This window comes from Lysinibacillus sp. 1 U-2021 (assembly GCF_029916965.1).
GTDB classification, from domain to species: Bacteria; Bacillota; Bacilli; order Bacillales_A; family Planococcaceae; genus Lysinibacillus; species Lysinibacillus capsici.
This window is the reverse complement of the sequence record NZ_CP123966.1, coordinates 3,358,043-3,376,550: the sequence shown is the minus strand read 5'-3', so window position 1 is coordinate 3,376,550 and position 18,508 is coordinate 3,358,043. Positions and strand designations below refer to the sequence as shown.

The 18,508-nt window shown below is 39.7% G+C and carries 31 protein-coding genes and 1 pseudogene; all 32 read right to left on the bottom strand.

Annotated elements, in window-relative coordinates; all coding sequences use genetic code 11:
- Positions 1-48: 48 nt before the first annotated feature.
- Complete coding sequence (locus QH639_RS17465) at positions 49-993, bottom strand: DNA-directed RNA polymerase subunit alpha (protein ID WP_004233733.1); 945 nt, start codon at positions 991-993, stop codon at positions 49-51.
- A 139-nt stretch (positions 994-1,132) separates the two neighbouring features.
- Positions 1,133-1,522, bottom strand: coding sequence for a 30S ribosomal protein S11 (rpsK, locus tag QH639_RS17460; RefSeq protein WP_004233731.1), 390 nt, complete (start codon positions 1,520-1,522; stop codon positions 1,133-1,135).
- Positions 1,523-1,547: 25 nt separating this feature from the next.
- Entirely contained in the window at positions 1,548-1,913 is a 366-nt protein-coding gene (gene rpsM, locus QH639_RS17455) for a 30S ribosomal protein S13 (RefSeq protein WP_004233729.1), read from the bottom strand.
- A gap of 24 nt (positions 1,914-1,937) precedes the next feature.
- Positions 1,938-2,051, bottom strand: a complete 114-nt coding sequence (gene rpmJ, locus QH639_RS17450; protein ID WP_000868344.1) for a 50S ribosomal protein L36 — start codon at positions 2,049-2,051, stop codon at positions 1,938-1,940.
- Between the two features lie 37 nt (positions 2,052-2,088).
- Positions 2,089-2,307 carry a translation initiation factor IF-1 gene (gene infA / locus QH639_RS17445; protein WP_004233690.1) on the bottom strand — a complete coding sequence of 73 codons (219 nt, stop codon included), beginning with the start codon at positions 2,305-2,307 and terminating at the stop codon, positions 2,089-2,091.
- An 86-nt stretch (positions 2,308-2,393) separates the two neighbouring features.
- Positions 2,394-2,471, bottom strand: a pseudogene (locus tag QH639_RS17440) (type I methionyl aminopeptidase); the annotation flags it as partial.
- A 249-nt stretch (positions 2,472-2,720) separates the two neighbouring features.
- The gene (locus tag QH639_RS17435; RefSeq protein ID WP_004233689.1) at positions 2,721-3,374 is read right to left on the bottom strand and encodes an adenylate kinase; all 654 of its coding nucleotides are present in this window, start codon (positions 3,372-3,374) and stop codon (positions 2,721-2,723) included.
- A 70-nt stretch (positions 3,375-3,444) separates the two neighbouring features.
- Complete coding sequence (gene secY, locus QH639_RS17430) at positions 3,445-4,740, bottom strand: preprotein translocase subunit SecY (protein WP_004233672.1); 1,296 nt, start codon at positions 4,738-4,740, stop codon at positions 3,445-3,447.
- Positions 4,740-5,180: a 50S ribosomal protein L15 gene (gene rplO / locus QH639_RS17425; RefSeq protein WP_004233670.1), complete on the bottom strand. Its 441-nt coding sequence runs from the start codon at positions 5,178-5,180 to the stop codon at positions 4,740-4,742. Before rplO ends, secY begins: the two co-directional genes overlap by 1 nt.
- A 34-nt stretch (positions 5,181-5,214) precedes the next feature.
- Positions 5,215-5,397 (bottom strand): 50S ribosomal protein L30, encoded by a 183-nt coding sequence (gene rpmD, locus QH639_RS17420; protein WP_004233668.1) that lies wholly within the window; start codon positions 5,395-5,397, stop codon positions 5,215-5,217.
- A 13-nt stretch (positions 5,398-5,410) separates the two neighbouring features.
- The gene (rpsE, locus tag QH639_RS17415) at positions 5,411-5,914 is read right to left on the bottom strand and encodes a 30S ribosomal protein S5 (RefSeq protein ID WP_004233664.1); all 504 of its coding nucleotides are present in this window, start codon (positions 5,912-5,914) and stop codon (positions 5,411-5,413) included.
- Between the two features lie 21 nt (positions 5,915-5,935).
- Positions 5,936-6,295, bottom strand: a complete 360-nt coding sequence (gene rplR, locus QH639_RS17410; protein ID WP_004233662.1) for a 50S ribosomal protein L18 — start codon at positions 6,293-6,295, stop codon at positions 5,936-5,938.
- Between the two features lie 32 nt (positions 6,296-6,327).
- Positions 6,328-6,867 (bottom strand): 50S ribosomal protein L6, encoded by a 540-nt coding sequence (rplF, locus tag QH639_RS17405; RefSeq protein WP_004233660.1) that lies wholly within the window; start codon positions 6,865-6,867, stop codon positions 6,328-6,330.
- Positions 6,868-6,897: 30 nt separating this feature from the next.
- A complete protein-coding gene (gene rpsH, locus QH639_RS17400) occupies positions 6,898-7,296 on the bottom strand; it encodes a 30S ribosomal protein S8 (RefSeq protein ID WP_004233658.1) in 399 nt (132 codons plus the stop codon).
- A gap of 29 nt (positions 7,297-7,325) precedes the next feature.
- Positions 7,326-7,511: a type Z 30S ribosomal protein S14 gene (locus tag QH639_RS17395; RefSeq protein WP_004233656.1), complete on the bottom strand. Its 186-nt coding sequence runs from the start codon at positions 7,509-7,511 to the stop codon at positions 7,326-7,328.
- A 21-nt stretch (positions 7,512-7,532) separates the two neighbouring features.
- Positions 7,533-8,072, bottom strand: a complete 540-nt coding sequence (gene rplE, locus QH639_RS17390; RefSeq protein WP_004233654.1) for a 50S ribosomal protein L5 — start codon at positions 8,070-8,072, stop codon at positions 7,533-7,535.
- A gap of 28 nt (positions 8,073-8,100) precedes the next feature.
- Positions 8,101-8,409, bottom strand: coding sequence for a 50S ribosomal protein L24 (gene rplX / locus QH639_RS17385; protein ID WP_004233652.1), 309 nt, complete (start codon positions 8,407-8,409; stop codon positions 8,101-8,103).
- A 35-nt stretch (positions 8,410-8,444) separates the two neighbouring features.
- Positions 8,445-8,813, bottom strand: coding sequence for a 50S ribosomal protein L14 (gene rplN, locus QH639_RS17380; RefSeq protein WP_004233650.1), 369 nt, complete (start codon positions 8,811-8,813; stop codon positions 8,445-8,447).
- A 43-nt stretch (positions 8,814-8,856) separates the two neighbouring features.
- Positions 8,857-9,120, bottom strand: coding sequence for a 30S ribosomal protein S17 (rpsQ, locus tag QH639_RS17375; RefSeq protein WP_004233648.1), 264 nt, complete (start codon positions 9,118-9,120; stop codon positions 8,857-8,859).
- Positions 9,121-9,138: 18 nt separating this feature from the next.
- Entirely contained in the window at positions 9,139-9,339 is a 201-nt protein-coding gene (gene rpmC / locus QH639_RS17370; protein WP_004233646.1) for a 50S ribosomal protein L29, read from the bottom strand.
- A complete protein-coding gene (gene rplP, locus QH639_RS17365) occupies positions 9,329-9,763 on the bottom strand; it encodes a 50S ribosomal protein L16 (protein ID WP_004233644.1) in 435 nt (144 codons plus the stop codon). The genes rpmC and rplP overlap by 11 nt, the downstream gene beginning before the upstream one ends.
- A gap of 1 nt (position 9,764) precedes the next feature.
- Complete coding sequence (gene rpsC / locus QH639_RS17360) at positions 9,765-10,418, bottom strand: 30S ribosomal protein S3 (protein WP_004233642.1); 654 nt, start codon at positions 10,416-10,418, stop codon at positions 9,765-9,767.
- A 3-nt stretch (positions 10,419-10,421) separates the two neighbouring features.
- Positions 10,422-10,766, bottom strand: a complete 345-nt coding sequence (gene rplV / locus QH639_RS17355) for a 50S ribosomal protein L22 (protein ID WP_004233639.1) — start codon at positions 10,764-10,766, stop codon at positions 10,422-10,424.
- Between the two features lie 22 nt (positions 10,767-10,788).
- On the bottom strand, positions 10,789-11,067 hold the full coding sequence (gene rpsS / locus QH639_RS17350; RefSeq protein WP_004233637.1) for a 30S ribosomal protein S19: 279 nt from the start codon (positions 11,065-11,067) through the stop codon (positions 10,789-10,791).
- 60 nt (positions 11,068-11,127) lie between these two features.
- The gene (gene rplB, locus QH639_RS17345) at positions 11,128-11,958 is read right to left on the bottom strand and encodes a 50S ribosomal protein L2 (RefSeq protein ID WP_009373990.1); all 831 of its coding nucleotides are present in this window, start codon (positions 11,956-11,958) and stop codon (positions 11,128-11,130) included.
- A 47-nt stretch (positions 11,959-12,005) separates the two neighbouring features.
- Positions 12,006-12,290: a 50S ribosomal protein L23 gene (gene rplW / locus QH639_RS17340; protein ID WP_004233628.1), complete on the bottom strand. Its 285-nt coding sequence runs from the start codon at positions 12,288-12,290 to the stop codon at positions 12,006-12,008.
- Positions 12,290-12,913 (bottom strand): 50S ribosomal protein L4, encoded by a 624-nt coding sequence (gene rplD / locus QH639_RS17335; RefSeq protein WP_004233626.1) that lies wholly within the window; start codon positions 12,911-12,913, stop codon positions 12,290-12,292. Before rplD ends, rplW begins: the two co-directional genes overlap by 1 nt.
- A gap of 26 nt (positions 12,914-12,939) precedes the next feature.
- A complete protein-coding gene (rplC, locus tag QH639_RS17330) occupies positions 12,940-13,569 on the bottom strand; it encodes a 50S ribosomal protein L3 (protein ID WP_004233625.1) in 630 nt (209 codons plus the stop codon).
- Positions 13,570-13,614: 45 nt separating this feature from the next.
- Positions 13,615-13,923: a 30S ribosomal protein S10 gene (gene rpsJ / locus QH639_RS17325; protein ID WP_004233624.1), complete on the bottom strand. Its 309-nt coding sequence runs from the start codon at positions 13,921-13,923 to the stop codon at positions 13,615-13,617.
- 352 nt (positions 13,924-14,275) lie between these two features.
- Positions 14,276-15,586: a Na+/H+ antiporter family protein gene (locus QH639_RS17320; RefSeq protein WP_281114857.1), complete on the bottom strand. Its 1,311-nt coding sequence runs from the start codon at positions 15,584-15,586 to the stop codon at positions 14,276-14,278.
- Positions 15,587-15,743: 157 nt separating this feature from the next.
- A complete protein-coding gene (locus QH639_RS17315; RefSeq protein ID WP_281114856.1) occupies positions 15,744-17,723 on the bottom strand; it encodes an FtsX-like permease family protein in 1,980 nt (659 codons plus the stop codon).
- Positions 17,713-18,474 (bottom strand): ABC transporter ATP-binding protein, encoded by a 762-nt coding sequence (locus QH639_RS17310; protein WP_048395566.1) that lies wholly within the window; start codon positions 18,472-18,474, stop codon positions 17,713-17,715. The genes QH639_RS17315 and QH639_RS17310 overlap by 11 nt, the downstream gene beginning before the upstream one ends.
- Positions 18,475-18,508 lie beyond the last annotated feature (34 nt).

The window sequence follows — 18,508 nt, the reverse complement described above, 5'->3', positions numbered from 1 at the left end:
CCTCCTTTATAGAAAAAAATCTGATCTTGTTAGTTGTGTTTAAATCGCTTAGTCTTCTTTGCGTAATCCTAAACCAAGCTCTTCTAACTTCGCTTTTACTTCTTCTAATGACTTGCGTCCAAGGTTACGAACTTTCATCATGTCGTCTTCTGATTTATTCGCAAGTTCTAGTACTGTATTAATACCAGCGCGTTTTAAACAGTTATAAGAACGAACAGAAAGATCAAGCTCTTCGATAGTCATCTCTAAAACTTTTTCTTTTTGATCTTCTTCTTTTTCGACCATGATTTCAGCAGTTTGTGCCTCATCTGTCATGCCAACGAAGATGTTAAGATGCTCGGTTAAAATTTTTGCTCCGAGCGAAATCGCCTCTTTCGGACCGATGCTGCCATCTGTCCACACATCAAGAGAAAGTTTGTCGTAGTCAGAAGACTGACCAACACGAGTATTTTCCACTTGGAAATTGACGCGTGATACTGGAGTGTAAATAGAGTCGATCGGGATCACGCCGATAGGAAGATCCTCACGTTTGTTTTGATCAGCAGGAGTGTAACCACGGCCGCGTTGTGCATACATACGCATACGTAAATGACCGTTTTTAGCGATTGTTGCAATATATAGATCTGGGTTTAAAATTTCTACGTCACTGTCATGTGTAATGTCAGCAGCCGTAACTGTACCATCGCCTTTAACATCAATCTCAATAACTTTTTCTTCGTCAGAGTAGATTTTAAGAGCTAGTTTTTTCACGTTCAAAATGATTGAAGCTACATCTTCTACTACGCCTTCTACAGTTGAGAATTCGTGAAGAACACCATCAATTTGAATTGAAGTGACAGCAGCTCCTGGTAATGAAGACAGAAGGATACGACGTAAAGAATTACCCAAAGTGTTTCCATATCCGCGTTCAAGCGGTTCTACAACAAACTTTCCATATTTGGAATCTTCGCTGATCTCCACCGTTTCAATCTTTGGTTTTTCAATTTCGATCATTTTATTTACCCTCCTTCAAAACATCGAATGTATAGGTTCTTTCCATCATAGATTCGATCGTCAATGACGTATCGTTTATTATCTGCACAAGACAGTCTGTACAAAAAATGATGTTCTCATACAATATGAGACGCACCCATTACACGCGACGACGTTTTGGCGGACGGCAACCATTATGAGGAACTGGAGTAACGTCTTTAATAGCAGTTACTTCTAAACCAGCAGCTTGAAGTGCACGAATAGCAGCTTCACGACCAGCACCAGGACCTTTAACAGTTACTTCCAACGTTTTCAGACCATGTTCAAGGGATGTTTTAGCAGCAGTTTCTGCAGCCATTTGAGCAGCGAATGGTGTAGATTTACGTGAACCACGGAAACCAAGAGCACCAGCACTTGACCAAGATACAGCGTTACCTTGCATATCTGTAATCGTTACGATTGTATTGTTAAATGTAGAACGAATGTGTGCGATACCAGATTCGATATTCTTTTTCACACGACGTTTACGAGTTTGTTGTTTACGAGCCATGTTAAGAAGGAACCTCCTTTACCAATTATTTTTTCTTGTTCGCAACTGTTTTACGAGGACCTTTACGCGTACGCGCATTGTTCTTCGTATTTTGACCACGAACAGGTAAGCCACGACGGTGACGGATACCACGGAATGAACCGATTTCCATCAGACGTTTAATATTTAATGAAGTTTCGCGACGTAAGTCACCTTCAAGTTTGTAAGAATCTAATTGTTCACGGATTTTGTTTAACTCATCTTCAGTTAAGTCGCGTACGCGTGTATCTTCTGAAATACCTGCATCAGCTAGTACTTTCTGAGCTGTAGTTTTACCAATACCGAAAATGTACGTTAATGAAATTACCACGCGTTTGTCGCGAGGAATATCAACACCAGCAATACGTGCCATGTACGTTGTGCACCTCCTTTAGAATTAACCTTGTTTTTGTTTATGTTTAGGATTTTCACAGATTACCATTACTTTACCGCGTCGGCGAATTACTTTACATTTTTCGCAGATCGGTTTCACAGATGGTCTCACTTTCATCTAACCTAACCTCCTTAGTAGTCCGGAGCGCAAAAGATTATTTAAAACGGTATGTGATACGACCGCGAGTTAAATCATAAGGAGATAACTCAATAGTAACCTTATCTCCAGGTAGAATACGGATAAAGTGCATACGAATCTTACCAGATACGTGTGCTAGAATCACATGTCCATTTTCTAATTCTACCTTAAACATCGCGTTTGGCAAAGTCTCAACAACTGTCCCTTCGACTTCAATTACATCATCTTTCGCCATCTACTCTGTCTCCTCTCTATATGCAAATTAAAGTTCTCATCGTTACATCAAACGGATATCTGCTGCAACTTTAGAAGCAACCTCGTTTCAACATATGTTTGGATTGTATGAGAGATGTTTGAAAGACGCTCGTCTGGTTTCGCTTCACACAATCCACGGAATATACAGAACCAGTAAGGGCACTGAATCTCCCATGTTTACACGAATACCGGAATGTCTTGGATGAGATATTCATACCCGTTACACAGATGCTTCCACGAAACCCATTATACTCCTCCAAAAGGTATGTTGCACTTTTAAGAAGAAATATATACCGGGCACAATATGCTTTTGCAACTCTCAAAAAAATTATGTTTCGTTGTTGCTCCCGCATGCCTCCCGCGGAAGCAGTACTCTGCGCCCGGAGCCGGGTATCAGCTGCGGCTGCTCTGTAATAGAGCATCAAGATCAGCAAACACTTTGTTAATATCTTGCTGTCCATCTATATTAGTTAACACGCCTTTAGCTTGATAGAAATCAAGTAGAGGTTGTGCTTGTTTCATATTTACTTCCAGACGGTTCGCAACCGTTTCAGGATTATCATCTGCACGTGTATAAAGCTCGCCACCATCTTTATCACATTTTCCTTCCTCAGCAGGAGGATTGAAAATTAAATGATAGGATGTACCACAAGTTTTACAAATACGTCTACCTGAAAGACGAGCAATTAACTCATCCTTTTCAACTTGAATGTTTAATGTATGCTCAATAGCTTTACCTAGGTCAGCAAGAATGCTATCTAAGGCTTCAGCTTGAGGAACAGTACGTGGGAAACCATCTAATAAGAATCCTTTTTCACAATCAGGTTTAGCCAGTCGCTCACGAACAATACCAATCGTCACTTCATCAGGTACAAGTGCACCTTGATCCATAAACGACTTAGCTTGTAAGCCTAGTTCAGTACCTTCTTTAATTGCAGCACGGAACATATCGCCTGTAGAAATATGAGGAATTGCGTACTTCTCAACAATTTTATCTGCCTGCGTACCTTTACCAGCACCTGGCAGACCCATTAAAACGATATTCATTAGGAAATATTCCTCCCACAAAAGGTTTGCTGATTAAAGGAAACGATGGAACGTTCCCTAAAAACCAACATTATTTCATAAAGCCTTTGTAGTGACGTTTAACAAGTTGAGATTCTAGCTGCTTCATCGTTTCGAGCGCTACGCCGACTACGATAATAATACTAGTACCACCGATCTGCACTGAGGCAGGTAGATTCATAAAGTTTATGAATATAACCGGCATTACTGAAATAACAGTTAAGAAAATCGCGCCGACAAAAGTCAGACGATATAACACGCTTGTTAAATACGTTTGAGTGTTTTCACCAGGACGAATACCTGGAATATAAGCACCTTGCTTTTTCAAGTTATCTGCCACATTTTCTGGATTCACTTGTACGAATGCATAGAAATATGTGAATGCGATGATTAATGCCACATAAATAATCATTCCAACAGGTTTTGTATGATCAAACGTGTTGTTAATGAATGTTGTAACATTATTTTCACCGAAGAACGGAACTAACGTACGAGGTGTCATCAGAAACGCTGAAGCAAAGATTACAGGAATAACCCCTGCAGCATTTACTTTTAACGGTAAATGCGTTTGTTGACCACCAGTTTGTTGATTTCGCCCAGTAACTCGTTTTGCATATTGAATTGGAATTTTACGTAGTGCTTGTTGCACATAGATAACTCCAATAACAACCGCAAGCAAGATTAAAACAAGTAGACCAAGGATAATTAGGTTGATAAATAGCTTATCACCCGCACCCTCGATTTGTTGTGCATAGATTTGGTTGATACCTGTAGGTAATGCCGCAACGATACCTGCGAAGATTACAACAGAAATACCATTACCAACGCCATGCGCAGTAATTTGATCAGCAAGCCATACTAGGAATGCTGTACCCGCTGTTAATACAATAGAGATTATAACATATGTTAAAACCCCTTCTTCCTTAATCAATGACCCACCATACATTCTATTAAAACCAAATGACATCGCGAATGATTGAATAAAAGCAAGAATAATAGTAAAGTAGCGTGTAAATTGCGCAAGTTTACGTCTTCCGACTTCACCTTGCTTTGCCCACTCAGCAAATTTCGGTACTACGTCCATTTGCAATAACTGAACAATAATTGAGGCTGTGATGTAAGGCATAATCCCCATTGCAAAGATGGAGAAGTTCTTTAAAGCACCACCGCCAAAAGTATTGAGGAAACCAACGAGGTTAAACTCATCAGTTGCCTTTAATACATTAGCGTCAACGTTAGGTACTGGAATGAAAGTTCCAATACGAAAAACGATTAACATTAAAAGTGTGAAAATGATTTTATTTCTTATATCTCGAACACGCATAAAGTTAGAGATTGTCTGAAACATTAAATCACCTCAGTAGTTCCGCCGGCATTCTCGATTGCTTCTTTCGCTGAAGCTGAGAATTTATGAGCTTTGACAGTAAGCTTTTTATTAAGAGTTCCGTTGCCTAGAACTTTAATTCCAGCTTTTTCATTGCTCACGAGACCAGTTTCAAGTAATAATGCAGCAGTTACCTCTGCACCGTCTTCGAAACGGTTTAAAGCATCAAGGTTAACGATCGCGTATTCTTTACGGTTAATGTTCGTAAAGCCACGTTTTGGTAAACGACGGAATAATGGGTTCTGACCGCCTTCAAAGCCTGGGCGAACACCGCCACCAGAACGAGCGTTTTGACCTTTATGACCTTTACCTGCTGTTTTACCGTTACCAGAACCGATACCACGACCAACGCGGTTGCGTTGCTTACGAGAACCTTCTGCTGGTTTTAACTCATGCAGTTTCATAGTGGGTGGCACCTCCTTGTTCAATAATTGGAAATTAAATTTCTTTTACAGTAACTAAGTGAGCTACTTTATCAAGCATACCGCGAGTAGCTGCGTTATCAGCTTTCTCTACAGTTTGGTGTAATTTACGTAAACCTAAAGCTTCAACAGTTTTGCGTTGTGCAGGTTTAGTACCAATCACAGATTTAGTAAGGGTGATTTCTAATTTGTTAGCCATTATCTTTCCCCCCTTATCCTAATAGTTCTTCCACTGATTTACCACGTAATTTAGCTACGTCCTCTACGCGTTTTAATTCAGTTAAACCTTGAATTGTTGCACGCACCATGTTAATTGGTGTGTTAGATCCAAGTGATTTTGAAAGAATATCAGTAATACCAGCAAGTTCTAGTACAGCACGTACTGGACCACCAGCGATAACCCCTGTACCAGGAGCAGCAGGTTTGATTAGGATTTCTCCTGCACCAAAGCGACCTTGCACTAAGTGTGGAGTTGTTCCACCTACGCGTGGCACTTCGATTAAGTTTTTCTTCGCATCTTCAACAGCTTTGCGGATAGCATCTGGCACCTCTTGAGCTTTACCAGTACCGAAACCTACATGACCGTTTCTATCGCCAACTACAACTAATGCTGTGAAGCGGAAGCGACGTCCACCTTTAACAACTTTAGCAACGCGGTTAATAGTAACTACGCGTTCTTCAAGTTCTCCAAGTTTGTTTGCGTCAATACGACTCATGAAATGTGTCCCTCCTTCTTATTAAAATTCTAAACCGTTCTCACGTGCAGCTTCAGCTAAAGCTTTAACACGTCCATGATATAAGTAACCACCACGGTCAAATACTACAGCAGTAATATTTTTTTCCGCAGCGCGTTTTGCGATTGTTTCACCGACTTTAGTTGCTGCGTCAACATTGCTACCAGCACCTTCGAAACCATTTTCTTGAGAAGATGCGCTAACAATTGTTACGCCTGCTACGTCATCGATAAGTTGCGCGTAAATGTTCTTGTTAGAACGGAATACGTTTAAGCGTGGACGCTGAGCAGTACCCGAAATTTTAGAACGAACGCGAGCATGACGTTTTTTACGAACCTGATTTTTATCTTGTTTCGTAATCACAAGGGTCACTCCTTTCTAATGCTTAAGCTGCATTATTTACCTGTTTTACCTTCTTTACGACGAACATATTCGCCTTCATAACGAATACCTTTACCTTTATAAGGCTCTGGTGGACGAACGTCACGGATGTTAGATGCAAGAGCACCAACGCGTTCTTTGCTGATACCTTTAACAATGATCTTTGTATTTGAAGGAACTTCAATTTGTAGACCATCTTCAGGTGTGAACTCTACTGGATGAGAGTAACCTACGTTAAGTACAAGTTTATTACCTTGTAATTGCGCACGGTAACCAACACCGATAAGTTCTAAAGCTTTTTCGAAACCTGCAGAAACACCAGTAACCATGTTCGCAAGAAGCGCACGAGTAGTACCGTGGTTTGTGCGGTGTTCTTTTGAATCAGAAGGACGTACTACAGTGATTACGTTACCTTCTTGCTCAATTTTCATATCTTGGTGGAAAGAACGAACAAGTTCGCCTTTAGGACCTTTAACAGTAACAGTGTTGTTTGCATCAACAGTAACAGTTACGTTAGCAGGTACCTCGATAATTTTTTTACCTACACGAGACATTTAGCTGCACCTCCATTCATTTATTGCTAATTACCAAACGTATGCTAGAATTTCTCCGCCAACTTGTTTAGCGCGAGCTTCTTTATCTGTTAATAAACCTTGTGAAGTTGACACTAAAGCGATACCAAGACCGTTCAATACTTTAGGTACTTCATTTGTTTTAGCATATACACGTAAACCAGGTTTAGAAATACGTTTTAAGCCAGTGATAACGCGCTCGTTATCTTTTCCATATTTTAAGAAAATACGGATGATACCTTGTTTGTTGTCTTCCACGTATTCTACGTCACGTACGAAACCTTCACGCTTTAAAATTTCAGCGATTTCTTTTTTCACGTTGGAAGCTGGTACTTCTAACTTCTCGTGACGAACCATGTTCGCATTACGAATGCGAGTAAGCATATCTGCAATCGGATCAGTCATTGTCATTACATTTACCTCCTTCCCAAATTAGGGGATTACCAGCTGGCTTTTTTCACGCCAGGAATTTGTCCCTTATATGCAAGTTCTCGGAAACAAATACGGCAAAGTTTGAATTTGCGATATACTGAATGTGGACGACCACAGCGTTCACAACGTGTATACTCTTGCACTTTAAACTTTTGCTTACGTTGTTGTTTAACGATCATAGATTTTTTAGCCACGTTTTCGCCCTCCTTGTTTGATTACTTTTGGAACGGCATACCGAATTGTGTCAATAACTCGCGAGCTTCTTCGTCAGAGTTCGCTGTCGTTACGATCACGATGTCCATACCGCGTACTTTTGAAACTTTATCGTAATCGATTTCTGGGAAAATTAATTGTTCTTTAACACCTAGAGTGTAGTTACCGCGACCATCGAATGCTTTTTTAGAAACACCACGGAAGTCACGTACACGAGGTAGTGAGATAGAGATTAATTTGTCCAAGAATTCATACATACGCTCACCGCGTAATGTAACTTTAGCACCGATAGGCATACCTTCACGAAGACGGAAACCTGCGATCGATTTTTTAGCTTTAGTTACTACTGGTTTTTGACCAGTGATAATTGTTAATTCTTCAACAGCTGCATCTAACGCTTTAGAGTTTTGAACTGCATCACCAACACCCATGTTGATAACGATTTTCTCAACTTTCGGTAGTTGCATAACTGATTTATATCCAAATTTGCTCATAAGAGCTGGAGAAACTTCATTTAAATATTTTTCTTTTAGGCGGCTCATGTGTGTACCTCCCTTCTATTTATACTAATTAGTCGATTACTGCACCTGATTTTTTTGCTACACGAACTTTTTTACCGTTTTCGATTTTATAACCTACACGAGTCGGCTCGCCAGATTTAGGATCGATTAGCATTACGTTCGAAACGTGAATTGCAGCCTCTTGGCTAACAATACCACCTTGTGGATTCAATTGGTTAGGTTTAACGTGTTTTTTCACGATATTCACACCTTCAACAAGAACGCGATCTTGTTTTGGGAAAGCAGCAAGGATTACGCCTTCTTTGCCTTTATCCTTACCAGTGATTACCTTAACCTTGTCACCTTTTTTTACATGCATGCTGTCGCACCTCCTTGATTGGCACTGTCATGAAATTAAAGAACTTCTGGAGCTAGAGAAACGATTTTCATGAAGTTGCTGTCACGTAGTTCACGTGCAACAGGTCCGAAAATACGAGTTCCGCGTGGTGATTTATCATCACGAATAATTACACAAGCATTTTCATCAAATTTGATGTACGTGCCGTCTTTACGACGAACGCCTGATTTAGTACGAACGATAACAGCTTTAACAACGTCACCCTTCTTGACAACGCCACCTGGTGTTGCTTTCTTAACTGTACAAACAACGATATCACCGATGTTAGCAGTTTTACGGCCAGAGCCACCAAGCACTTTAATTGTAAGAACTTCACGTGCACCTGAGTTGTCAGCAACTTTCATACGACTTTCTTGTTGGATCACTTAGGTTACCTCCCTTCGGAAATTGGTTGTTCCGAAATAGTTATTAAATAATAACCGCTTTTTCTACAACTTCTACTAGACGGAAACGTTTAGTAGCTGATAGCGGGCGAGTTTCCATGATACGTACGATATCACCGATTTTCGCTGTGTTTAACTCATCATGAGCTTTAAACTTTTTAGAGTATTTTACACGCTTACCATAAAGCTTGTGCTTTTTGTAAGTTTCAACTAAAACAGTAACAGTTTTGTCCATTTTATCTGAAACAACGCGGCCCGTGTAAACTTTGCGTTGATTGCGCTCAGTCATACTTGAAAACCTCCTTTATCAGTTATTTGCACTGATTTCTCTTTCACGAATAACAGTTTTCATACGCGCGATTGCTTTACGCACTTCACGAATACGAGCTGTGTTTTCTAATTGACCAGTCGCCAATTGGAAGCGAAGGTTGAAAAGCTCTTCTTTCAGTGATTTCACTTTTAATTCTATTTCAGAAGTAGCAAGGTCACGGATTTCATTAGCTTTCATTAGATTCACCACCAGTTTCTTGACGTTTTACGATCTTACATTTAACAGGAAGTTTGTGTGATGCTAAACGAAGTGCTTCACGTGCAACTTCTTCAGATACGCCAGCAATTTCGAACATTACTTTTCCTGGTTTAACTACTGCTACCCAACCTTCAGGAGAACCTTTACCAGAACCCATGCGGACTTCTAGAGGTTTTTTAGTGTAAGGTTTATGTGGGAAGATTTTAATCCAAACTTTACCGCCACGTTTCATGTAACGAGTCATCGCGATACGAGCAGATTCGATTTGACGGTTAGTAATCCAGCTAGCAGTTTGAGCTTGTAAGCCCCATTCGCCGAAAGTTACTTCTTTACCGCCTTTCGCTTCGCCACGCATGTTGCCGCGGTGTTCACGACGGTATTTAACGCGTTTAGGCAATAACATATTATTTGCCTCCTTCCACAGATTTCTTCGTAGGAAGAACTTCACCACGGTAGATCCATACTTTAACGCCTAATTTACCGTAAGTAGTATCAGCTTCTGCGTGTGCATAATCGATGTCAGCACGTAGAGTATGAAGTGGAACAGTTCCTTCACTATAGTGTTCAGCACGCGCGATATCAGCGCCACCTAAACGACCAGATACTTGTGTTTTAATTCCTTTTGCACCAGCGCGGATTGTGCGTTGGATCGCTTGCTTTTGCGCACGACGGAATGATACACGATTTTCTAATTGACGAGCGATGTTTTCAGCTACTAGACGAGCGTCAAGATCTGCACGTTTGATTTCAATGATGTTGATGTGTACACGTTTACCAGTTAAATCGCTAAGGTATTTACGAAGATTTTCAACTTCAGTACCACCTTTACCGATTACCATACCTGGTTTCGCAGTGTGAATTGTAATGTTTACACGGTTTGCAGCACGTTCGATTTCTACTTTAGAAACTGAAGCGTCTTTAAGAGCCGTTTCAATATATTTACGCACTTTGATGTCTTCGTGAAGTAGAGTTGCATAGTCTTTTTCAGCGTACCATTTTGACTCCCAGTCACGAATAATACCAACGCGTAGTCCTATTGGATGTACTTTTTGACCCACGGATTAACCCTCCTTCTTCTCAGATACCACTAGAGTAATGTGGCTTGTGCGTTTGTTAATTGCGCTTGCACGTCCTTGTGCACGTGGACGGAAACGTTTTAAAGTTGGACCTTCGTCAACGAATACTTCAGAAACTACTAAAGAGTTGATGTCAAGATCGTAGTTGTGCTCAGCGTTAGCAACTGCAGATTTTAATACTTTCTCAACGACTGGAGACGCCGCTTTTGGAGTATGACGTAAAATTGCAACTGCTTCACCAACTTGCTTACCTCGGATTAAGTCTACAACTAGACGTACTTTGCGAGGAGCAATGCGTACTGTACGAGCGATAGCTTTAGCTTGTGTCATTAGGATTTACCTCCTCTCAAAATTAGCGTCTTGTTTTCTTGTCGTCTGCACCGTGACCTTTATAAGTACGTGTCGGTGCGAACTCACCAAGTTTATGGCCTACCATATCTTCTGTTACGTATACAGGAACATGTTTACGTCCATCATATACAGCAATCGTTAAACCGATGAAGTTCGGGAAGATTGTAGAACGGCGTGACCAAGTTTTGATAACTTGTTTTTTCTCAGAAGCCTCTTGCGCTTCCACTTTTTTCATTAAGTGGTCATCGACAAAAGGTCCTTTTTTCAAGCTGCGACCCATGTAGGAACCTCCCTCCGTGATTCCACCACGGCTCTCACATAGAACCGTAGTTTAACCACTTTATTTTTTACGACTACGGATGATAAATTTATCCGATTTGTTTTTCTTCTTGCGAGTTTTGTAACCAAGTGCTGGTTTACCCCAAGGAGTCATTGGTGATTTACGTCCGATTGGAGAACGTCCTTCACCACCACCGTGTGGGTGATCGTTAGGGTTCATTACAGAACCACGAACTTCTGGGCGTTTACCTAACCAACGGCTACGACCTGCTTTACCGATGTGTACAAGTTCGTGTTGTTCGTTACCAACTTGACCGATTGTAGCGCGGCAAGTAGCTAAAACTAAACGTACTTCACCAGATTGTAAACGAACGATAACGTACTTATCTTCACGACCAAGTACTTGCGCAGAAGTACCAGCTGAACGTACTAATTGTCCGCCTTTACCAGGTTTTAACTCGATGTTATGGATTGTAGTACCCATTGGAATGTTTGCTAATGGTAATGTGTTACCTACTTTAATATCAGCATCTGGACCAGAAACGATTGTTTGACCAACCTCTAGACCTTTTGGTGCTAAGATGTAAGCTTTTGCTCCATCAGCGTAGTTGATTAATGCGATATTCGCAGAACGGTTTGGATCATATTCAATAGTAGCAACTTTTGCCGGAATGCCATCTTTAACACGTTTGAAATCGATAACACGGTATTGCTTCTTATGACCACCACCATGATGACGAACAGTGATTTTACCTTGGTTGTTACGACCAGCTTTGCGTTTAGTTGGTTCAAGCAATGATTTCTCAGGCTTGTTAGTTGTAATTTCCGCAAAGTCTAATGACGTCATGTTACGACGACCATTAGAGGTAGGTTTATACTTTTTAATCGCCATTGTGTTTTCCCTCCTTCTTGAGTGTTCAAATCATAAATCCGTTAGGATTACATTTCGAATAATTCAATTTCTTTGCTATCAGCAGTTAGTTTAACGATCGCTTTACGACGTTTGTTAGTGTAACCACCGTAACGGCCTACGCGTTTGAATTTACCTTTGTAGTTAAGAACGTTTACTTTCTCAACTTTTACGCCAAAGATTTCTTCTACAGCGTCTTTTACTTGAGTTTTGTTAGCGCGAGTGTCTACTTCGAAAGTATACTTTTTCTCTGCCATAAGTTCTGAAGAACGCTCAGTAATGACCGGACGTTTTAAAATATCACGTGCTTCCATTATCCAAGCACCTCCTCAACTTTTTCTACTGCAGACTTAGTGAATACAACTTTATCATGACCTAATAGATCAAGAACGTTGATTCCGTTTGCAGTTAAAACTGTTACACCAGGGATGTTACGAGCAGATAATGCTACGTTTTCATCTAGGTCAGCAGTTACGAATAAAGATTTTTTCTCTAAAGAAAGATCTTTAAGGATTTTTGTGAATTCTTTTGTTTTTGGTGCTGCTAGAGTTAGAGCATCAAGAACTAAGAAGTTTTGTTCTACTACTTTAGCTGATAAAGCAGATTTAAGAGCTAAACGACGAACTTTTTTAGGTAATTTATAAGAATAGCTACGTGGAGTAGGACCGAATACGATACCACCGCCGCGCCATTGTGGAGAACGGATAGAACCTTGACGAGCACGACCAGTTCCTTTTTGACGCCATGGTTTACGACCACCACCAGCAACTTCAGAACGGTTTTTAACCTTGTGATTACCTTGACGAAGAGAAGCGCGTTGAGCAACTACTGCGTCGAATAATACTGCTTCATTTGGCTCGATTCCGAAGATCGCATCGTTTAATTCGATTTCACCAACTGAAGCACCTGTTTGACTAAGTACAGATACTTTTGTCATTCCTGTTTCCTCCTTTCCTTAAGTGATTACTTAGCTTTAATTGCAGTTTTTACTGTAACTAGAGCTTTTTTAGAACCAGGAACATTACCTTTAACAAGTAGTAAGTTACGATCTGTGTCAACTTTCACGATTTCTAAGTTTTGGATTGTAACTACATTGCCACCCATTTGACCAGGTAATTTCTTTTGTTTGAATACGCGGTTCGGAGCAACTGGACCCATTGAACCAGGACGACGGTGGTAACGAGAACCGTGGGCCATAGGACCACGAGATTGTCCGTGGCGTTTGATAACACCTTGGAAACCTTTACCTTTAGTAACTCCTGTTACATCGATTACATCGCCTTCTGCGAAAATTTCTACTTTGACTTCTTGACCAACTTCGTATTCTTCCACGTTCACGTTGCGGAATTCACGAATGAAGCGCTTAGGAGCAGTGTTCGCTTTTGCTACGTGACCTTGTTCTGGTTTGTTAGAAAGCTTAACGCGCTTGTCTTCGAAACCAACTTGAATTGCTTCGTAGCCGTCTGTTTCAACAGTTTTCTTTTGAAGAACTACGTTTGGAGTAGCTTCGATAACTGTTACCGGGATTAAATCGCCGTTTTCAGCGAAAACTTGTGTCATACCAATTTTTCTACCTAAGATTCCTTTAGCCATTTGTCACACCTCCTGTAAGTTTTAAAAGTTATATTGTTTTTACCATTAAAGTTTGATTTCGATATCAACGCCAGATGGTAAATCAAGTTTCATTAACGCGTCAACAGTTTGTGGTGTTGGGTTAACGATATCGATCAGACGTTTATGCGTACGCATTTCGAATTGTTCACGAGAATCTTTGTACTTGTGAACCGCACGAAGAATTGTGTACACAGACTTCTCAGTTGGAAGTGGAATCGGACCTGATACACTTGCACCTGAACGTTTTGCAGTTTCCACAATTTTCTCAGCAGATTGATCTAAAATACGGTGATCATACGCTTTTAAACGAATACGAATCTTTTGTTTTGCCATTATTTTCCCTCCTTCTCGCCTATTTTCTAGACATTCTCCACGAAAATTTTCCCACACACCGCCATGGCAAAGCGGCCGGGTGTGTCGGCAACCTCTCGCTTCATCGCAGTCAAAGACCAACATTCAACATTATATACAATAAAAAAAGAATAAGCAAGTCTTTTCGCTAAATTCTTTTAAATGTTGCAGATATTCTTAGTACTACTATTTCTTCGCTTTATTAAGCCGTTTATTAGTATATAAAATTTCTATACATATTGCAACACTTAAGGTTGTCATATCAACATTTTCGCACATTTCAAATAACTCTAAAAGAAAAGTAGTTTCTATTTAAATAGAAACTACCTCCTTATTATAGAAAGAACACACAGGCAATCCAACCAAACAGGATTAGTGGTATGTTAATGAAAATAAACGTAGGAACACAGGTATCCCAAATATGATGATGCTGGCCGTCAACATTTAGGCCTGCTGTTGGTCCTAATGTAGAATCGGATGCTGGTGAACCTGCGTCTCCTAAAGCACCTGATGTACCGATTAAGCATAATATCGCTAAAGGACTCATATCTAAACCTTGTGCTAGCGGAACAAATAGTGTAGCGATAATAGGCACTGTTGCGAAGGACGAACCAATCCCCATCGTTACAACTAATCCTATGACTAACATGATGAAGACAGCAAGACTTCTATTTCCTTCTAATAAGGTGAGTGAATTAGTAATTAAGCTGTCCACATCACCTGTTGCATTGATTACCGCCGCAAAACCATTTGCAGCAATCATAACAAAGCCAATAAAGGCCATCATCTTCATTCCCTCAGAAAGAATATCATCGGCTTCTTTCCATTTAAGGGCACCTGTAAAATACATAATCATAATACCTGCAAACGACCCTACAATCATTGAATCCGTTAACACTTGAGCGCATAGTGATACTACTAATGCCAGAGCTGTAGAAAACATAATAAATTTGCTGACGTTTATATTTAAAGATTCCGTCTCTACTTCTCTATGCTTATAATGTCTTGGCTTGCGGTATACAGCAAAAGCAATTATCAATCCGATTAGCATTCCTAATACGGGCATACCCATTGCTACAGGGACATCACGAGAAGATACAGCCATTCCTGCCTCTGACACTTGTGTAGCAACGATATCTTGAAAGATTGCTCCAAAACCAGCAGATACAAAACTATAAGTACCAATTAAGCCTACTGCAATCAACGTTGCGATTATACGTCGGTCGACTTCTAGCATATTTAAAATCTTTAAAATAGGAGGAATTAATAATGGAATGAAGGCAATATGAATAGGAATGACATTTTGAGATAAAATAGACATCACAAAAATAAGGAAGAAAATTAATACCTTCACAAGTCCTTTTCTATTACTTTCACCCTTTAATATTTTTAACACCCCCGCTATCATTAATTCGGGTATTCCTGTTTTGGCAATGGCGATTGCAAAACCACCAAGTAAGCCATAACTTAATGCAATGGTTGCTCCTGCCCCTAATCCTTCCGTAAATGATTGGACTGTTGACTCAATGCCCATCCCACTAGTTAGACCGCCTACAAATGCTCCTAAAACTAACGAGAGAACTACATTGATACGAAGCAAGCTTAATATTAACATAACGGCAACAGCCGCAATTACTGCATTCATTGTCACACTCTACTTTCATACACTAAATTACTAACATGTTAAACTTTATTATTCTGATAATTGAAAGTCAAGGTTTTTTGTAATTTCTATATTTTTGCACTAAAAAACAGTGTAATGATAACCACCACACTGTTTCCGAGTTTCTTCTTATTTAATTTTACAACGATTGACGTACAACCTTTTTATAATAGCCTACCGATAGAATGGCAAAAATCGTATATAAGGCTATATAACAGCACATTGCAATCCACAAGGGGGTTGTTAACTCTGTCCCAAATAAAAACCATCCTGACTTAACAGCAAAGTAGCTATGCAATAACCCAATAACTAATGGAACACCGAAATTAAAGGCCTGTTTCATATAAATACCCTTCATGATATCTTTTTCAGCAAAACCAATCTTTCGCAGGATTGTATAGGAATCACGTTCTTCCTCTGCCTCAGACATTTGTTTAAAGTATAGAATACTACCTGTGGTCATTAAGAACGCAAGCCCTAAAAATGCTGTTGTAAAGATGGTAAGACCCAATGATTCAATATTGTCTTTACGTTTTCCTTCATAGGATGATTGTGTATATTGCTTTGTCTCCCCTTTATCATCTACAGCCGTAATAATACCTGCATTTGATTGAATATATAATTTTTCTGCTGTTGCAATATCTTCTTTCGATTTTAAAGTTATTGTTGTTTGATGATGCCAAGGATAAAGAGCTGCCTGTGTAGTTAAACTTTTAAACATATCATCTGTCACAACAAAGATAGGTCCACCACCCCCAGCCGTTACAATACCACTTATCACACTTTTATCGTGGATATCAACGACATGAAAAGTTTCTTCAAGTTCTCCTGCAGATACTACTAAATCATGATCTTTCTCTAACGGGAACATTTCAGCCATATAACCACCATAGTTTGTTAAGATAACCTCATTTCCTGATAGCTTAGCCTCTGGAACACTCTGCTGATAATCTGAAAGCGGAATGGTATAAATTGTGCCTTCCATTGTATATAAAGGGTTATCCTGCTGTTTTTTAGACATCAATTGACCTACAGCAGCAGTTACTCCCTGAAGACGGTAGTCAATTTTATCATAAGCAATATTATTTTCCTCTAACTTCTCTAAAAACTCCTCCCCTTGCTCTTCAAGCAATATGAAATCACCTGGTACTTGGCTATATGCAGATGCTTCCGAGGAGTAGTAGGCGATATAGGAAAGCGTCGTCACGCCTAGAGAAACGCCTGTTAACACAGTGATTAGCGTTAATGACTTTGCATTGCTCTTCATGCGATGCATGATGGGCGTTAATGCTAATACATCCTTTATGGATAAATGCCCTGTTTTCTTTAGACGAATAGTATTCATAATAAACGCTACAGAGAAACGAAAAACAAGGAATGTTCCACCAATTGTAGTAGCTAAAATAATAATCATATTAATAAATAAATTACCAGCAGATTCGATATCGAACAGCTTTGTCGATGCATAGTAGCCATAAGCAATCAGTATAAGACCCAAAAAGCCAATAACCATCTGGAACGCACTAAAGCGTCTTACACGCTCATCTGCTTGTTTTGCTGCACTAAATAATGATAACAATGAAACATGATGAATCATCCAAGCCATCTGTATAAGAACGATGATCAATAAGATAGTAAATACAATCATCGACTGCAGTAAAGCTTGTGTACTAAAAGTCATGGTTACGAGAGCTTCTTTTTCAAGCACTCGAAGCAAAATCATTGCAAAGACACGAGAACTAAAGAAGCCTGCCAACATACCTATAATAACGGCTCCAACAAATAAGAGAATGTTTTCAATCGCTAATAAACGCACGATTAGCCCCTTAGTCATGCCAATCAGTTGGTACAAACCTATTTCCTTACTACGACGCTTCATAAATAAATGGTTTGCATACAGAACGAAGAACAAAACGATAAAATAAAGAATATAAGTTGCTGCCTTAAATCCTGCCGTAGCTGTTCCACTCATTTGAACAGCAGCCCACACCTCCGTATTATTTTGCAAGGTGACGAACGAAAAGTATAAGGTAACACTAAAAATAAGTGCAAAGAAATATAGATAGTAGTGCTTCATATTTTTCTTCATACTTCGAAGTACTAACTTACTAAGACTCATACCCGTCACCGCCTAGCACACTTTGTGTATGCATGATTTCTTTGAAAAAGGCCTGCCTTGTTTTATCGCCCTTATAAAGTTCACTATAGATAAGGCCATCCTTTAGAAATAACACACGTGTACAGAAACTTGCGGCTACAGCATCGTGTGTAACCATCATAATTGTCGCTTCTTTTGTTTCATTTATATTTTGTAGATTTTGAAGCAGGGCTGTAGCTGATTTAGAATCTAGTGCCCCAGTGGGCTCGTCTGCAAATACCAATGACGGATTGGTAATAAGTGCACGTGCAGCAGAGGTACGCTGTTTTTGTCCACCTGATATTTCGTTGGGATATTTATTTAAAATTTCCGTGATTCCCAACAAAGAAGTGAGTTCCTTCACTCGACTTTCGGCAACAGCTTTTGGTAACTTACTGATGGCTAACGGTAGAAGAATATTTTCTTTTACTGTCAAGGTATCTAATAAATTATAGTCTTGAAATATAAATCCTAGCTGCTCTCTTCGGAAGTTTGCTAAAGCCTTTTCTTTCATACCACGTAAACTATGACCGTTTATCTCAATAACACCTTCTGTCGCAAAGTCAATTGAGCATAAGACATTTAAAAGCGTTGTTTTACCAGAGCCAGAAGGTCCCATAATACCTACAAATTCTCCTCTATTCACTTCTACATCAATACCCTTTAATACTTCCTGAGCCGTTGATTTTTTTCCATACACTTTCTTTATTTTACGTCCTATTAAAACTGTCACTTCATAACGCCCCTTTCTATAGTTCAAGTGTACC

Coding starts and splice junctions, on each gene's coding strand:
- rpmC (WP_004233646.1), bottom strand. CDS start 9,339: ATGAAAGCTAATGAAATCCGTGACCTTGCTACTTCTGAAATAGAATTA.
- rplE (WP_004233654.1), bottom strand. CDS start 8,072: ATGAGCCGCCTAAAAGAAAAATATTTAAATGAAGTTTCTCCAGCTCTT.
- QH639_RS17315 (WP_281114856.1), bottom strand. CDS start 17,723: ATGAGTCTTAGTAAGTTAGTACTTCGAAGTATGAAGAAAAATATGAAG.
- rplF (WP_004233660.1), bottom strand. CDS start 6,867: ATGTCTCGTGTAGGTAAAAAAATTATCGAGGTACCTGCTAACGTAACT.
- rpsS (WP_004233637.1), bottom strand. CDS start 11,067: ATGGGTCGCAGCTTGAAAAAAGGACCTTTTGTCGATGACCACTTAATG.
- rpmD (WP_004233668.1), bottom strand. CDS start 5,397: ATGGCTAACAAATTAGAAATCACCCTTACTAAATCTGTGATTGGTACT.
- rplC (WP_004233625.1), bottom strand. CDS start 13,569: ATGGCTAAAGGAATCTTAGGTAGAAAAATTGGTATGACACAAGTTTTC.
- rpsJ (WP_004233624.1), bottom strand. CDS start 13,923: ATGGCAAAACAAAAGATTCGTATTCGTTTAAAAGCGTATGATCACCGT.
- QH639_RS17435 (WP_004233689.1), bottom strand. CDS start 3,374: ATGAATATCGTTTTAATGGGTCTGCCAGGTGCTGGTAAAGGTACGCAG.
- secY (WP_004233672.1), bottom strand. CDS start 4,740: ATGTTTCAGACAATCTCTAACTTTATGCGTGTTCGAGATATAAGAAAT.
- rpsQ (WP_004233648.1), bottom strand. CDS start 9,120: ATGACTGAGCGCAATCAACGCAAAGTTTACACGGGCCGCGTTGTTTCA.
- rpmJ (WP_000868344.1), bottom strand. CDS start 2,051: ATGAAAGTGAGACCATCTGTGAAACCGATCTGCGAAAAATGTAAAGTA.
- infA (WP_004233690.1), bottom strand. CDS start 2,307: ATGGCGAAAGATGATGTAATTGAAGTCGAAGGGACAGTTGTTGAGACT.
- rplV (WP_004233639.1), bottom strand. CDS start 10,766: ATGACACAAGCTAAAGCTATCGCTCGTACAGTACGCATTGCTCCTCGC.
- rplX (WP_004233652.1), bottom strand. CDS start 8,409: ATGCATGTAAAAAAAGGTGACAAGGTTAAGGTAATCACTGGTAAGGAT.
- rpsM (WP_004233729.1), bottom strand. CDS start 1,913: ATGGCACGTATTGCTGGTGTTGATATTCCTCGCGACAAACGCGTGGTA.
- rplD (WP_004233626.1), bottom strand. CDS start 12,913: ATGACAAAAGTATCTGTACTTAGTCAAACAGGTGCTTCAGTTGGTGAA.
- rplO (WP_004233670.1), bottom strand. CDS start 5,180: ATGAAACTGCATGAGTTAAAACCAGCAGAAGGTTCTCGTAAGCAACGC.
- rplW (WP_004233628.1), bottom strand. CDS start 12,290: ATGGAAGCACGTGATATTTTAAAACGTCCGGTCATTACTGAGCGTTCT.
- QH639_RS17465 (WP_004233733.1), bottom strand. CDS start 993: ATGATCGAAATTGAAAAACCAAAGATTGAAACGGTGGAGATCAGCGAA.
- rplP (WP_004233644.1), bottom strand. CDS start 9,763: ATGTTATTGCCTAAACGCGTTAAATACCGTCGTGAACACCGCGGCAAC.
- rplB (WP_009373990.1), bottom strand. CDS start 11,958: ATGGCGATTAAAAAGTATAAACCTACCTCTAATGGTCGTCGTAACATG.
- rpsE (WP_004233664.1), bottom strand. CDS start 5,914: ATGAGTCGTATTGACGCAAACAAACTTGGAGAACTTGAAGAACGCGTA.
- QH639_RS17320 (WP_281114857.1), bottom strand. CDS start 15,586: ATGAATGCAGTAATTGCGGCTGTTGCCGTTATGTTAATATTAAGCTTG.
- rpsK (WP_004233731.1), bottom strand. CDS start 1,522: ATGGCTCGTAAACAACAAACTCGTAAACGTCGTGTGAAAAAGAATATC.
- rpsH (WP_004233658.1), bottom strand. CDS start 7,296: ATGACAATGACTGATCCGATTGCAGATATGCTTACTCGCATTCGTAAT.